This is a genomic window from Lacipirellula parvula (genome assembly GCF_009177095.1).
GTDB lineage: Bacteria > Planctomycetota > Planctomycetia > Pirellulales > Lacipirellulaceae > Lacipirellula > Lacipirellula parvula.
Genome location: NZ_AP021861.1, coordinates 2,097,919 through 2,112,110 on the forward strand (window position 1 = coordinate 2,097,919; position 14,192 = coordinate 2,112,110).

General features: G+C 57.1%; 18 protein-coding genes. 8 read left to right on the plus strand and 10 right to left on the minus strand.

The features are described from left to right. Window positions 1-10 precede the first annotated feature (10 nt). From PLANPX_RS08095 to PLANPX_RS08110, 4 genes are read right to left on the minus strand one after another with little or no spacing between them, the layout of a single operon-like run. Window positions 11-622 (minus strand): YybH family protein, encoded by a 612-nt coding sequence (locus PLANPX_RS08095; protein WP_152098241.1) that lies wholly within the window; start codon window positions 620-622, stop codon window positions 11-13. Further along, window positions 619-1,344 carry a hypothetical protein gene (locus PLANPX_RS08100; protein WP_152098242.1) on the minus strand — a complete coding sequence of 242 codons (726 nt, stop codon included), beginning with the start codon at window positions 1,342-1,344 and terminating at the stop codon, window positions 619-621. The genes PLANPX_RS08095 and PLANPX_RS08100 overlap by 4 nt, the downstream gene beginning before the upstream one ends. Then, complete coding sequence (locus PLANPX_RS08105; protein WP_152098243.1) at window positions 1,322-2,239, minus strand: fatty acid desaturase; 918 nt, start codon at window positions 2,237-2,239, stop codon at window positions 1,322-1,324. The genes PLANPX_RS08100 and PLANPX_RS08105 overlap by 23 nt, the downstream gene beginning before the upstream one ends. Beyond that, on the minus strand, window positions 2,236-3,264 hold the full coding sequence (locus tag PLANPX_RS08110; protein WP_152098244.1) for a Rieske 2Fe-2S domain-containing protein: 1,029 nt from the start codon (window positions 3,262-3,264) through the stop codon (window positions 2,236-2,238). Before PLANPX_RS08110 ends, PLANPX_RS08105 begins: the two co-directional genes overlap by 4 nt. 93 nt (window positions 3,265-3,357) lie before the next feature. Between PLANPX_RS08110 and PLANPX_RS08115 the strand changes: the two genes are divergently transcribed. From PLANPX_RS08115 to PLANPX_RS28400, 6 genes are all read left to right on the plus strand, one after another. Continuing rightward, complete coding sequence (locus tag PLANPX_RS08115; protein WP_152098245.1) at window positions 3,358-3,996, plus strand: phosphatase PAP2 family protein; 639 nt, start codon at window positions 3,358-3,360, stop codon at window positions 3,994-3,996. Window positions 3,997-4,086: 90 nt separating this feature from the next. Beyond that, window positions 4,087-4,254, plus strand: a complete 168-nt coding sequence (locus PLANPX_RS08120) for an SEC-C metal-binding domain-containing protein (protein ID WP_152098246.1) — start codon at window positions 4,087-4,089, stop codon at window positions 4,252-4,254. Between the two features lie 134 nt (window positions 4,255-4,388). Further along, on the plus strand, window positions 4,389-5,339 hold the full coding sequence (locus PLANPX_RS08125; RefSeq protein ID WP_152098247.1) for a DNA polymerase beta superfamily protein: 951 nt from the start codon (window positions 4,389-4,391) through the stop codon (window positions 5,337-5,339). Continuing rightward, entirely contained in the window at window positions 5,336-5,710 is a 375-nt protein-coding gene (locus PLANPX_RS08130; protein WP_152098248.1) for a hypothetical protein, read from the plus strand. Before PLANPX_RS08125 ends, PLANPX_RS08130 begins: the two co-directional genes overlap by 4 nt. Beyond that, complete coding sequence (locus PLANPX_RS08135) at window positions 5,707-6,459, plus strand: DNA polymerase beta superfamily protein (RefSeq protein WP_152098249.1); 753 nt, start codon at window positions 5,707-5,709, stop codon at window positions 6,457-6,459. Before PLANPX_RS08130 ends, PLANPX_RS08135 begins: the two co-directional genes overlap by 4 nt. 257 nt (window positions 6,460-6,716) lie before the next feature. Next, window positions 6,717-7,304: a DUF6940 family protein gene (locus PLANPX_RS28400; RefSeq protein WP_420844073.1), complete on the plus strand. Its 588-nt coding sequence runs from the start codon at window positions 6,717-6,719 to the stop codon at window positions 7,302-7,304. Window positions 7,305-7,491: 187 nt separating this feature from the next. Here the strand turns inward: PLANPX_RS28400 and PLANPX_RS08140 are convergent, their stop codons facing one another. The 3 genes from PLANPX_RS08140 to PLANPX_RS08150 all read right to left on the minus strand — a co-directional run bounded on the left by PLANPX_RS08140 (window position 7,492) and on the right by PLANPX_RS08150 (window position 10,394). Beyond that, window positions 7,492-8,697: a DUF3800 domain-containing protein gene (locus PLANPX_RS08140; protein WP_152098250.1), complete on the minus strand. Its 1,206-nt coding sequence runs from the start codon at window positions 8,695-8,697 to the stop codon at window positions 7,492-7,494. Window positions 8,698-8,832: 135 nt separating this feature from the next. Further along, entirely contained in the window at window positions 8,833-9,387 is a 555-nt protein-coding gene (locus PLANPX_RS08145) for a hypothetical protein (protein WP_152098251.1), read from the minus strand. After that, a complete protein-coding gene (locus PLANPX_RS08150) occupies window positions 9,384-10,394 on the minus strand; it encodes a hypothetical protein (protein WP_152098252.1) in 1,011 nt (336 codons plus the stop codon). The genes PLANPX_RS08145 and PLANPX_RS08150 overlap by 4 nt, the downstream gene beginning before the upstream one ends. Before the next feature lie 459 nt (window positions 10,395-10,853). Here PLANPX_RS08150 and PLANPX_RS08155 point away from each other — a divergent pair, with 459 nt between their 5' ends. Continuing rightward, a complete protein-coding gene (locus tag PLANPX_RS08155; RefSeq protein WP_152098253.1) occupies window positions 10,854-11,102 on the plus strand; it encodes a hypothetical protein in 249 nt (82 codons plus the stop codon). A gap of 59 nt (window positions 11,103-11,161) precedes the next feature. Continuing rightward, window positions 11,162-11,647: a hypothetical protein gene (locus PLANPX_RS08160; RefSeq protein ID WP_152098254.1), complete on the plus strand. Its 486-nt coding sequence runs from the start codon at window positions 11,162-11,164 to the stop codon at window positions 11,645-11,647. 341 nt (window positions 11,648-11,988) lie between these two features. Here PLANPX_RS08160 and PLANPX_RS08165 read toward each other — a convergent pair whose 3' ends face one another. The 3 genes from PLANPX_RS08165 to PLANPX_RS08175 all read right to left on the minus strand — a co-directional run bounded on the left by PLANPX_RS08165 (window position 11,989) and on the right by PLANPX_RS08175 (window position 13,680). Beyond that, a complete protein-coding gene (locus PLANPX_RS08165) occupies window positions 11,989-12,792 on the minus strand; it encodes a hypothetical protein (RefSeq protein ID WP_152098255.1) in 804 nt (267 codons plus the stop codon). A 17-nt stretch (window positions 12,793-12,809) separates the two neighbouring features. Next, entirely contained in the window at window positions 12,810-13,091 is a 282-nt protein-coding gene (locus PLANPX_RS08170; RefSeq protein ID WP_152098256.1) for a hypothetical protein, read from the minus strand. Window positions 13,092-13,161: 70 nt separating this feature from the next. Continuing rightward, on the minus strand, window positions 13,162-13,680 hold the full coding sequence (locus tag PLANPX_RS08175) for a hypothetical protein (RefSeq protein ID WP_152098257.1): 519 nt from the start codon (window positions 13,678-13,680) through the stop codon (window positions 13,162-13,164). Window positions 13,681-14,192: the final 512 nt, after the last annotated feature.

A 14,192-nucleotide genomic window follows, 5' to 3' on the forward strand; every position in this document is an offset into this window, starting at 1 on the left:
CGGGCTCGGGCTAGGTGATGGGGGCGACAGCGGGACGGCGGCGAGTGACTAGCCACAGCAGCAGGGCGCCGATGAAGATGCCGGCGACGCCGCCGATGACGCCCGAGTAGGTCGACGCGCGCTGGAGCGAAGTGATCGTGAACACATTCGTGAGTGCATCCATCGACCCGTGGATGCGAACGATTTTCCACTGATCGCCATCTCGACGGCAGACGGCCGTCCAGAAACCTTCGAACGGGTATTCTTTACCATCGGACGTGACGGCCAAGTCCTTCGTCGTGCCCACGGCGTACGCGAGATCCCCAACGATGACTGCCGGTTGCGGGACTACCACCTCAACGGTGTACTTACCGCCTTGGCCGAGGTACCCCTGAACTTTCTGCCAGTAGGCATCCAAGCCAGCTAGATTCGTGACCTCTTCGCCTGTCACCATCACCCCGGTGAAATCGTCGGCCAGATGCGGCTTCAAACTATTAGGGTCGCCTGCGGCGATTGCCTGCTCGTAGGCAGTAACAAGCTCTTTCAATGCAGCATGGTCTGCATCCTCATCGGCAACCGCCGATCCTGATAGCGACCATCCGCTCAGCGTCACACAGAGGCAAAGTAAGAGAGGCCGAATCATTCGAATTCCTTTCTGAACCGCTGCGTGCGGCGATGCGAGCCGTTACGAAACTCAGTGAACGGAGCAAACGGACGACCGCCGGGCGTCTGTTCGCAGGCGTCAACGACGACGCCCGCAGGCAGCAGCGTGCAGCCGCCGACCAGTGCATCAGAACCAACAGTGATCGGCGCCAAAATGAGCTTCGTCGAGCCAGATGAAAGCTTGGCGAGAAAATGCGGGTAGAGCTTCGCATCGATCCCGAATACGACGCGATCCCCAATATGCAAGTAGGGCCGATCGGTCACCCGCACGCCCGGTGACCAGTAGACTAGGCGTCCGATTTTAGCTCCCCACAATCGCAACCATGCCGAGTAGAGGCTCGGGACAAGTCTCAAAACTTCTTCCAAGATTGGAAGGCGATTGAAGACGACTTGCCACTGAGTTGCGTACCACCAGGCGAGAAAGCCGCGTGAACCTAGCTCATGCGAAATAGGTTGAGTTGAGCCGGCCGATTGACCAATAACCCGAACCGCCAGAGGCGGGAGCAAGTAAAGAACTCCCACGGCAGCCACCGCGAGCCAGGATGAACCTCCTGCCAATTGCGAAAGTACCAACAAGCCGATTACCGTGCCGACGTGCAGCAGCGGCACATAGCCGAGCAGGACCATGCCGAGGCGATAGCTATTGGTGACGACGATTGCGGGTTGCGTGGCGGGTTGGCTAGCGGATAACTCGGCCGGCATAGCGGTTCTCCACTCGTTCGGTTGCCTGTCGCGGACCACGCCACATCCGTAGATAGTGCCAGATCAAGAACTCGCGAGTCGCCCCTTGTTCCCGCGAAAGCCGCGGCAGGTAGTACCACGAGACCGTCGGCCGCTGGTGATGCGTGTGATGCCAGTTGTGATGGAGCCACATCCAGTCGATGGGCTTCCATATCCACAGATTTCTTGAACCGTTGACGACGTCTCGTTCCGTCCCGAAATGGTGGACGTATTGCATCGCCGACCAAGTGACGCCGAAGCCGACATAGACGCAGAGGTACGACAGCACCGGAATGCCAAATCCCCAGACAATCGCCGCGTGAAACGCGATGGCCGCTCCCCCTTCGCAGCGGATCCGTCGCAGCACGCTGCGGTTGAGCGAATCCATGAACGCCGCGGATGGACGGTCGAACTCAAAGAATCGACGCTTCAATACTGACGGGATAAGCACGACGATCACATTCGAAAAGACGATCGTCAACCAGAAGAAGCCGGACAAGATGCCGTAGAGTTGGAGCCACTTCCATAACGGCGTTTCGCCTTCGAAATAAAAATCGAAGGCTTCGTCGTCGGACCGATTTCGCAGGTGATGCCCGAGATGCCCCTGACGCAGCAGATGAAATGACGCCGGAAAGAACAAAGCCAGAAACGTGCCCATGCCGTCGTTGAGACGCCGCGATGGGCAGAAAATGCCATGTTCTGCTTCGTGCATCATCGCGTAGATCGAGTTGCCGATCAGTGCGAAGCTCAATGCGAGAAGCGCGAGCTGCCACCACTGCGTCGCGAATGCAGCCAGCCGAAAGATGGCGAAGGCGACAGTAACCTGAACGGCGGCGATCGTAAAATTCAGTCGCCATGGAATAGGGAATTCGCTCATTTTGCCGCCTCGTACTCACTGCGAGGCAGGGTCGTGAGCCACTCAAAGAACGCGATCATATCGCGATCCTGGGGAGTGAACCCCGACGGTTGGTAGCGGACGCCGCTCAGCTTGTCGATGTCGTATCGCATGAACGCCTGCGTGAACCGGCGTCGCACTCGGAGGTTGAGTCGGTCGACGAACGCTGCCTGCAAAGGGTTGCGGCTTCGCTTGGCAAACACGATAACGTCCGACAGCGTCCGGTTCTCGCCAAGGGGTTGGCTGATGATCAGGATCCGACTGTGAGCTCGCCCAAACACTCCTTCAACCAGTACGTGCGGACCGCCCCAGCTGGTAATGCTGATCTGCACGTCCCTACCGACGAAACGTTTGAGCAGCCGATCGTAGATAGAAGTTCCGGTGATCTCCGCATCGAATCGCATGCGCCGAGCGTACTCGTGCGGGCAATCAACCTGCGGAGCTCCCTTCAACTTCCTGTCGTGCACGGCATAAAAGTGCTGGGTATCGAAGCCATTGCCGGGGAGCATGTACCAGGGGCAGTCCATTTCAAATCGAAACGGCGAGCTGGCGGACATTTCATTGGGATCGCTTCCGGGAAAGAACGGCAGCGGAAATAACGCCCGTGGGCCGAAGAAGAAAAAGATATAGCCGTGTCGCTCGACGACAGGATAAGATCGGAGGCACGCCGATCGCGGCACGTCGCGGTGATTAGGAACTGAGACGCACTTGCCGTTCGCGTCGTAGTTCCAGTGATGGAACGGACATTGGATCGATTCGCCGACGACTTCGCCTCGTCCAAGGTCCGCCCCCAGGTGAGCACAGTTGGCGTCGAGCACGGCAACCCGACCTGCGGCGGTGCGGTAAGCGACCAGTCGCCGCTGCAGAATGGATTTGGAGAGAGGTTTTCCGGCGACATCCGTAGACCGACTGAATAGATACCACGTCGCCGGGAGCGTAGCGAAATCCGCCGAATCAGCAACGATCGGCGTGATCGCAGCGGCAGGTTGGTCTGCGGTGTGAATCATCCTTGTTCCGTCGCAGGGTTGCCGATCGTGGCGTGCTCCTTCGCGGCGGCATTATACAGCATTTAGGACGAAGGCGAGTACATACTCTTCCCCATGCCTTTAAAAGCCACGCGATTCACTTGGCCCGATCGAGACCGCGTCGCCGCTTTTCTCGGCTACGGATCGCTGCTCTGCGTCTTGTGGGTCGTTGTCTACGGCGGTGTGTCGTGGCTCACCGGGTTGCACGGCTATCGAATTGACTTCGGGTGGAACGAGGAGTCGTACATCCCCTTCTTGCCGGAAATGGCGGTGATTTACCTGTCGCTGTTTCCCATGATCTGGCTCTCGCTGTTTATTCTGCCGACCCCCGCTGATATTAAACAGTTCGCGGTGGCGCTGGCTTGTCTCTTTGTGGTTTCAGGGATCGGTTTCGTGATCTTGCCCGGCCGGACATACTCCCCAGCTGAATCGGCAAGAGGACCGATTCAGCCTGTGTTTGAGTTCGCCGACTGGATTAATCTGGAACACAACTACTTGCCATCGCTTCACGTTGGGATGGCTGTCGTCTGTGCGTACGCTTATGGGCGGCAACTCCGCCGAGGCGTCGCACTTTTCTTCTGGGCATGGGCCACGGCGGTCGCACTTTCGACCTTACTCACGCATCAGCATTACATCGCCGACGTCGTTGCCGGCGGGGTAGTCGGCTGGTTGGTCGGTTCTATTTCATACTCGAAACTGAACCTCTCCGCGTGAGCCGTGTCATCAATGGCAAGGTTGGCACGATTTAGAAAAGGAGGTGTCCCATGGCACGCAATCAGCAAGAAGAACCGTCCTTTCGTGCCCATGAGCAAACGGCGACGAGGCTACCCTTCTGAAACGAAGGTGAAGGTCGGTGTTCGCGTTGTTCACGGCGAGAAGCTCTTGGAAGAGAAGCTCGGTCGCAACGACCTCTGCCCTTGCGGCAGCGGTAAGCTGTTCAAAGGCTGTTGCCTGCGATCGGGCCGCTTTTGACGGGGGCGCTCGCGACCACTATTTTTAGAGATCAATAATCGCTTCAATTGCGGGGCCGCGTCCTACGGGCGTTGGCCCTTTTTTGTTACAACTCATCGTCAGGCGACGAACTGCGGGGGAGCGGGAGTACAACCTTGAAAAACCGCGTTCATCACAGCGACAACCTTATTTACTCCGTCGGTACGCAGGTTGTCGCACTGAAACACATTCAGGGGACTGACGGCCAAACCGTTCACCCCGCCGGTGCTGTGGGCGTGATCATCCGCTCACCGCAGGATCGGGCCCATTCTTACCACATCCGCTTCGTCGATGGATTTGAAGCCGCGATTCATCATGATGGGCTGGCTTTGCTGGCTGAGTACAAGCTGGGGACGATCAACGATTCTCAGCAAGTGTTGGCAACGCACGGGCTCTTTCATCGAGTGATTCTGCGATGCGTCATCGGATCGAGAGCGTATGGACTCGACACGGAAAATTCAGACACCGATCGCCGAGGGATCTACCTGCCGCCGGCTGATCTCCACTGGTCGCTTTACGGAGTGCCCGAACAGCTAGAGGACGAAGCCACTCAGGAGGCTTATTGGGAGCTGCAAAAGTTCCTCATCATGGCCCTGAAGGGAAACCCAAACGTATTAGAGTGCCTCTACACGCCGCTGGTGGAGTTCGCCTCGCCGCTGGCTCAAGAGCTGCTCGACATGCGGTCGATCTTCTTGTCGCGGCTGGTCTACCAAACTTACAACGGCTACGTCATGTCGCAATTCAAGCGGATGCAAGCCGATGAGCGAAATCAAGGCCAGGTGAAGCCGAAGCATGTGATGCACCTGATCCGGCTCCTGCTTTCCGGCATTCACGTGCTACGAGAAGGTTTTGTGCCGGTGGAGGTGGGCGAGCACCGACCCCAACTACTGGCGATAAAGTCTGGTGAAATGCCCTGGCACGACGTGGAGGCGTGGCGATTGCGGCTCCATCAGGAGTTTGATCGAGCGTTGGAAACGACCAGCTTGCCGGAACGCCCGGACTACGAGCGAGTCAACGAATTCTTGGTAAAGGCCCGTCGGCAGGCAGTCGAAGAGGTCCTGCCGTGAACGATGCCGTGACGCTATTTCGACCCGTCGGCCAGCAAGAGCTGGATCTCATCCGCGATGCCCAGTGGCGAGCGTTCCCGCCCCGGCTCGTCGGCCAGCCGATCTTCTACCCAGTGCTCACTGAAGATTACGCCGTTCGCATCGCTCGAGAGTGGAATACAAAGGATCCCAACTCCGGTTTCGTCGGCTATGTGCTGCAGTTTGAGGTGAACGCCGAGTTTCTAGGGCGGTACGACGTTCAAGAGGCGGGCGGCCGTGAGTTGCTGGAGTACTGGATCCCAGCGGAGGAACTCACGGTTTTCAATGCGAACATTGTCGGACCGATTCGCGTCCTTCATGAATTCCGACCGAGTGGTGAAAATTCCTCATGATCGATTACGCCAAACTTCGCCGACAAGTCGACGCCCATCCTTTTCCGCTGGTCTTCGCGACTATCAGCGGAGCACATTTGTATGGCTTCCCGTCGCCTGATTCCGACTTCGATCTGCGAGGCGTCCACCTGTTGCCGCTGCAGCAAGTCGTCGGCATGACGCCTGGCGAGGAGACGGTCGAGAAATCCGGCGTTTACGACGGCATGGAAGTCGACTTGGTGACGCACGACGCCAAGAAGTTCTTCGGACTGATGCTAAAGCAGAACGGTTACGTCCTCGAACAGCTCCTTTCGCCATTGGTCGTTCACGCGACGCCGGAGCATGAGGAGCTGAAGGAACTCGCCAGGCAGTGCGTCACTCGCTACCACGGTCATCACTACCTGGGATTCGCAGCGACCCAGTGGAAGCTCTTTCGGAAGGAGGAACCGCCGCGGGTAAAACCGCTTCTTTACGTTTACCGGGTGCTGTTGACCGGAATCCACCTCGTGAGGTCCGGAGAAGTCGAGGCCAACCTGTTGACGCTCAATGAATCGGCCAAGCTGCCGTACATCGACGAATTGGTGGAGCGGAAGCGATCTGGCCCTGAGAAGGGAAAGCTCGACGCAGCGGACGTGGCGTTCCACGAGCAGGAATACTTGCGACTCGTGGCTGCTCTCGAAGCCGCGGGAGGAATGTCCACGTTGCCGGAGCAACCAAGCTGTGCGGAGCAGCTGAACGATCTGTTGGTACGGCTTCGCCTCAGCAAGTGAGGAGCGAACAGATGATCCCGTCGCCTGGAAGCCGCTGAAGGCGACTTTAGTCAGTCCCGCGTCAGTCGAGCATCTTATGCAGCATCAGTTCGACTACTACGACGACATACTCAAGGAGCTCGCTCTCACCAAGCCCGAGGAGATTGATTTCGGCGATATGTAGTACTACCACCACGATCTTGCCTATATGCTAGGCGGCGGGTGTAACAGACTCTACTCGGCTAGCAGGCGACAACCAAATTCCCTGAGATGATGTTATGTGGTCTCGTCGAGAAGAATCGCTTCCTGAAGCGTCAGGCGTCCACTACGAAATTGCGTTCAACGAGCAGCCAGCCACATTCGGCAATGTCGCGCACGCATGGCGGGAGGACGAGAATTTCCGCTTATGGTTCAACTCTCTGTTAGCAGCTTCTCCCTTCACTGCTTTCCGCTGGGAGACGCCGGGAGTCTGCTTAGCAACGCTTCAGCGACCGTTCGAATTTGTCTTACTCGATGCTCCGCGATTGGCTCGTCAACCTGACGCAAACGCCTTTTCAAAGCATTTCCCGAGCGCGAGCGAGGGCATCGCAACGTTTGCCAATCTGGGCGGCGACGCTGTACTGGTCGTCCCAACTCCGTTGACGGAGCACAACGCCTACGGACACTTGGCGGCCTTCGTACGACAAGCTCCCCAGCGACAATGCCATGCCTTATGGCAAGCGGTCGGAAGGGCAATGGATGCTCGACTCAATCATCAGCCTGTCTGGCTGAGCACGGCTGGGGCTGGCGTCTCTTGGCTGCACGTCCGACTCGACGACGCCCCGAAATACTATGCACATCGTCCGTATCAGCAAGCATCGGTCTAAACCACGGCATTTTCCGGCATTCGGGTCACTTCCGATCCACTTGGTAAAACGCGGCGAAAAGGCTGAAAAATGCGAGAAAAGCAAGCGCCCCCGGCAGGAATCGAACCTGCGACCAACGGTTTAGGAAAGTGCGCGCGGGCTCAACTGTAGGGCTTTTCTCAAGCTGCGCACCACCGGCGCACCAAATCTAGCCAACTTCTTCTTCTTCTTCTTCGTCGTCGTCTTCGTAGAAGTATCTGAAGTCGTCTTCGTCAGCAGGGCTACCTGGGAATCGTTCGGGCTCAGCGGCGACGCCAGCTTGGGCAATCCCGATAATCTCGCGCATGTCCGCTAAGTACGGTTGACCCAGGATCGACCGGTTTAGCAGCTCATGGAAGACCATCGCACTAACCGCTACGTCGGGGCGTGTTAAATCGGCGAATTCCAGCTGCGGAACAACGCTGTCAACGTGCACGAACTTCTCTGAGTGTTCAAACCAAACGTTTGAAAGTTCGTGCCCAGGATTATTCAGGGCGAACGTAGTGGCACTGGCGAAAATGTCCGCCAACTGCACGCCAGGATACGCGCGCGAATCCACCATCTCAATCTTTCTGTCTAGATTGAATGTCACTTGGTGCATGCGCCCGGCGAACGGAACTTTCCTCACGTCAGTGCGTCCGACCATCACATCAAATATGAGTGTCTGGTCAGCGATTGGTTTCGATTCGTCGCAGTAGACTTCCATTGGCTCCATGTCCGCGCCAAACGCCACTAGAATACTTCGGAGTGAAGTAGTGGAGAGTTCTAACATCCAGCCGCCTGCGCGCTGCGGCTCATCCAATATGACTTCCTCTGCAATCTTCTTTCGATTGCATACAAGAAACGTGATGATGTTGTCTACGAAATCGTTCAGGTCAATTGCAGTGACAGCAGACGCACCCGGGATTGCAATAAGCTGCCGATCAGTACGTCCGCGCAGTGCGTCCTCAAATCGCCCAAACACACTCTCAGCTGATGCTTTCTCCGCAATCATGAAGGCATACAGCACGTTAGCGACGAACTTATGAAACTTGATGTTGTAGAGTAGGCTGTTCACCGGCGACACAGCGGGCTCAATCAAGTACTCAAACATCTTGCAGCACAACGCGTACTTCTTGTTGGCGAACGCAACTTGTGCATGATCGGCCAGTTCCTCTATTACTTGCCGCACAACGGCTTGCCCTCGTTGACGCTTACACAGCGACCCACCCTTAAATTCCGTCGCCTTCAGTTTGTGCTTTTCAGCCAACTCGCGCTCATACGCTTCCGCGCGATCAGGGGCCATGCAGACCCCTGCGAAGGCGAAGATCGGTTGATCCTCGTCCATTAACCGATTGCCGGTGAAGCCTGATTCATCACAATAGACTGTTCGCATATTCGATCACTTCCCTGAAAGTCTACGACAGCTTTACATGATCGAAGGTTCGCACCGACCTACCCGTCTAGCACTTGCACGAAATTCAGCCGGGGCAAGCATGGATAAGACTTAGAGAAGGGGCTCAGAGGCCGTTCACGACGATAACAGATCGGCGCCCGGCGGCTTCGGTGGCAATAGCTCAAGCAGGACATCCTCGCAGAACGCCTGATACCTTTCAGCGGCCATCTGCCTATTGGCTTCTTTGTTATTCGCAGCCTCTTCAGCCATGCGAATCATCTTGTCTGCCGAGTCCTGCGGCAACTCTTCGTCGCCTGCCCTTTCAGCGAAGTGAGCAGCTGCGCCCCGCAGCCAGTCGCGGCTCGCGGCAGCATGAGCGGGGTCGCTTTCTAATCGCATGTAGTTAAGCATGAGCGAGACTACAAAGAACGTGACTGCGAAGTCTTCGACTTCCGCATTCCTGAGCTTGTAGCATCGCTCCCGAAACGCCGAATACAAATCCTCTGCTACATCTTCCTCAGTAGGCAGGTCAGTGTCGTATGTGCCGCCAATGGACGACAGCGTTAGCCCAATTAAGTGCTGCCGTTCCAGTGGATCAACGGCATCAAGCTTGGTAAACAATCGCTCAAGCGAATTGCGACCACCAAACGGCTCGCAGATCAAATACATCACATGATACGGGTGCATCATTTTATATCTTCCGTTGGCAGTTCCAACAGGCGCGGGAAGGCGTCAATCAACTCTTCCCGTAAGTCTTGATAGGTGTCCGCGACGAGCCGCAACCAATGAATCACCTGAATTGCCTTAACATGCTCCTGACTCACATTCCACGCTGAGATAATCGCGAATAGGCAGAGATCGTGCGGATACCAGTTGCGGCCTTCAGCCGACTGACGGCACTGCCAGATTCCGCCGCCACTCATACCGTGCGGTTTGGCCGCGAACTCATCGCGACAAGGATTCTCTGAGTGGATGAACAAGGGTTCCGAGATGTTGTAGTAGAACATCGCATGAGCTTCTGGGTCTAACGCCTCATCGTCGCGGCCAAGCTGTATACGATGCCACGCGATGGGGTCGATCGGTTCACACCCGAGCGAGTTGCCACGGAATCCCACCACGCCGGGCGCGGATGCGAGCCTCATTTGATTAGCGCCGGGATAGCCGATCATCCACGACTTACAGTAATGGCGGCCCGATTGCAGGTCCGCGATACGGTCAATACCGATCGGCTCCATTCCGATAAGCCGGGGCGTATCGGTCTCGACTTCGATCAGACCAACGTCGTGATACTCTGACTTCGCGACGTGGAGAATCTTGGGAGCGCGCTCCACACGATCGGGCGCAATCTTGGTCACGAGTGTGATACGATTGGCACTCTTAGGAACCGTGTGTTCCGCCGTGGCAATCAGCAAGCGATTACCAATTTTGACTAGGGTTCCACTCCCCGCGTGGTCTTTCACGCCCTTGTTGTAAACGAACGCCAGCGATTGATTCGCGAGGTTCTGCGCTGCGGCCGTGCTGAGATTGTGGCCGATGTCGAGCGCCTTGGGGTCTAAGTCCGGGTGGCGTAGTGCGCCGAACGAAGGCGTCTCAGGACAGCCGGGGCACTGAATCGGGAAAGCTCCGTCCCGTGGGTCTACTTCAAACTCAGTCTTACACCACGGGCATGTAACAGCTTCAAGCATCCGTTTTCGCAAGGATCGCCCTCCGAGTTGGCAGGTGATAAATTCCTCGCGGGATTGTAGGCATTAGCTGTGCCGGAATATCCCGATGGCACTTAACTCAAATGCCTGAAGCCGCTTACGATGTTATTAGACACTCAAGTCATGGCGGCTCATGCCATTTTGACATGCGGCTTCCGCCACCAAGAATACAGAGCCCCAACCGCCAGCCCCAGTGCGCCGTAGAGCGGCCGCCCGACGCCAATCAGCGCACGTTTCGGGTTTTCTAGGCTCGGCAAGATTTTCCAAACTTTTTCCGTTCTCGAATTGCAGTCCGCTCGCCTGCAATCGTCGAGATTCATAGGCTCAACGCGGTGGCGAGCTAGCTAGTCATGCTAGCTAGGATGTACGCATCTTATTTTGTTCTTGCTTCGCCGAAAACATGATGCATGATTCAGGTAGTTCGCTACTTACACCTTTCTTGAGGACGCAACCATGACCACCTGCAATCTGATCGAAGCTGCTGACGAACTGCTTGAGGCTGGGGACGTTGACGCCATTCGCTTCGCCTACGTTTTCGCCCTGCTCAAGTTAGACGCAATGGACCCGCGGAGTGATCGGTTCGGCGACCGTGTCGAGTCGACCGACAGCGAGCTGCTGACGCTGCTCAGCAGCGAGCCCGACGACTTCACCTTGATGGTGTTCGTTGACCATGTTGAGGAACGTCTGCAAATCGCTGCCTAAACACGTTTGGCCCGGCCAGCAACGTCGCTGGCCGGGCCCTTGTCTTTGGAGTCTCTTCTATGCTGTACAACATGAGTGACAACGAACTGGTCGCCGCTGAACGCGAGGGCAACGAGCGAGCTGGAATCGAGCTGGCAATCCGCCATCGTGCGGCCCTGCTCAAGTCGATCGGCAGGCGGATTGGGTTCGGTGAAGCCGCCGAGCGTGTCACTGACGCTGCGTTTGGCAGCGCCCGCGAGCACTTCGACCCGGCGGACGATGCCTACTTCTCTTGCTTGCTGCGGTTCGCCTATAAGCATTCAGCGGACTTAATGCCGCCGATTATCAAGATCGCGGAAAAATACAGCGTCCCGGGTTACGACACCCGCGACGCCGCAATGAGCGCCACTCTCAAGGCAAAGCTTCTGCAAACGCCGGAGGGCCGCGACAGCGTCGCCAAGTGGAAGACAGACGATGACCACCCGTTGCGGGAGCTGCTCGCTGCGATCAACGCCAACGATGATCCGGCCGAGCTTAGGCTGGTCGCTAACTACCTAGCTGCATAAATAAAAAGGGCCGGTAGCGGATAATCCGCTACCGGCCCTTAGTCGTTTATCGAATTCGGTTTGTGCCCTGCCGCTGGGTGCGGTTGATCAATCGAACGATCTCTTTGCCCGTGGCGGACGGGTCTCAGCGTAGCTCGTCGCGCTGGACCAAGCGTCACGCCAAGTCAGGGGCGGACGCCGGGGGACCGCGCCGAAAAACGGGGACCCGTGGTCGTTCCGGAGGATAACATCTCGATCCATGTTGTTTTAGCGCAGCGTTTGCGCAGTTGAGCTTTCTGAGAGAGTGGCGCAGAGGTGCGAGAGGAGACGCCCGGCTCACGCAGAGCCCGGGCGTGTGGATACTAGAGATCGAGCTTAGAGCGGTTGGTTTTCCACAACCTCATGAATTCGTCAGTGCTGATTGTGGTAACGTCGACCTTACCGTTTTTGTTGGTGGGCAAGGCGGCTTTGCTAGCCACGAAGTCCGCAAAGAGTCCACCCCAGCGATCAGGTTGAGCTTTCATGCGTTTGACCGCATCGATAGGCGATACGCGTTCGACGATGTCGTTGCCGTCCTCGTCTTTTCCAGCGACTTCCACGACGACATTGCCTTCAGGCGTCAACGTCGTGCGCTCACGCAGGACTTGCGACAAAATGGAAGGATTGAACGCGCCACCAGCGACTGCTGCTTCGCTTAGCGCGACAGCGATCGTTGATTCGCGCTGCTTCGCCTCGGCTTCGTCTGCACGCTTTCGGAGCGTGGTCAGTTCCTTCTGCAGCTTCTTTTTTTCGATGGCTTCATTTTCTTCTTTCGATCGAAGCTGACGGCGAGTCTCTTCGAGCGATTCTCGCAACTGTTCACGCTCTGCTTCTGTAAGGCTCTTGCTCTCTGATAGCTCAGCGAGCTGACGCTCAGTGTTCGCAAGCTGCGAACGCAGCCCTCGCTTGTCCTCGGCGAGAAGCGAATTCAGCTTTTCCTGCTGAGCGGGCGTGAACTCAACGTCGTCGCCGAAGCAAACAATAGACGGTACGGAACGATACATAAATAAATCCTCTGTGCCCCCAAAACGGTTGATCGCGCAGACCTGGGGTGCGGTCGTCGCGATGAGAAAACAGAAGAGGGCGGCGACGGAGTAAGAAAATCCGTCGCCGCCGCAGCTCGACACCCACCCTGTAGGCGGAGTTAAGATGGAAGCTTGTAGATTTCTGACAGAGTCAGATCGCGCGGGAGTAAGATTTGCGCATCTAGATCGAGGATCAACGACATTACGCTAATGAACCGCGACCTTGGTCCAGACAAATTGCCCACATAGAGTGAATCGATTTGATCGGGACGCGCGCCGAGCGTTGCGGCCGGACCGATCGGGAAGCCGGCCTTGATCAGAGTGCGTTCGATGCGACGACTCTGGAGCCAAAAAAGAACCTTCTCTTCGTCGCCGAGCCGCGCTAGGAACTGTTCGACCAAGAATGAGTACGGAGAGATCGCGCCGGAGACCTCGACGTACCCTGCGGCGTCGATGAAGTCGAAGAGATCGCTAATCGAATGTTCTCCACGCGATGCCGGGAATGATCTTCCTGTTGCCTGTGGCGGCAACGGTCCGATGCTCAGTCGGAAGGGCGCGAGTCACCGCCGCACGGGTCCATCGATACTGCAAATGCTTTGGCGCGAAGTGCTGAAAGCGGCGGAAGAAATCCGCGAACGGAATCCCATCTTCGCCCAGCACGCAATGCAGCGAGACGAACTCTCGCATCGCATTGCTGCGATCGATTGCCTCTGCCGCCCGCCTAATCGTGGCAGCGGTGCGCACCGCATCGTGTCGTGAGAGGCCATGCTCCGCTAAGTAGATAGCCGCATCATCTTCGCAAGCGGGCTGGGGGAGAAGAAATCCACGGTGAGGGCAATAGGTGATCTGCATAGCGACCTTTCTGGGTGCGACCACTAAGAAAAATAATGCCGACGGCGGCAACAGCACGCGGGTCGCAAGCGCACGCTGTAGATGCGAGCCGCCGTCGGCAAAGATTGAGAAAGCCGAGGGCGCAGCACGGCGGACCATGCTGCACACGAGAAGTGCCCTCGGCCGCGGATTTAGGTGGGGACTTCCGACGAAGTCAACGAGAGGCCGAATACAGCGATTCGGCGATCGACGAGCCCAAGCTCGTAACCACGTCGAGTCAGCTCGGAGACGATTCTGGTGCGGGTCCAGGCTGGGCGGTCAGCAGGCAGGATGGCCTGTTGTAGCTTTCGCACGAAGGCCTTTAGCCGAATGGAATCGGACGGAGAGGCGACGCACTGCGTCGCCAAGAAATCATCGAACACTGAAGAAATACCTGTGGGATGCGACCACGGTAGGATGGGTGCAGGCCTCTATGCAGACGACTGAGAGCGTCCATCGGGCCTTCGAGCTTAGCGAGCTTCCGCCGGTGGTCGACCCGCGCGAGCAGGAAGGAGCGGACCTCCTCCTGGTTCTTGGTACTGACCCCGCCGCAGCCGCGGCAGAAATCGGAGCCGTGCTCCTGGCGATTAGGGCATTGGCCGTGCTTCCCGGTGCCCTGGCCAGGAGGAACT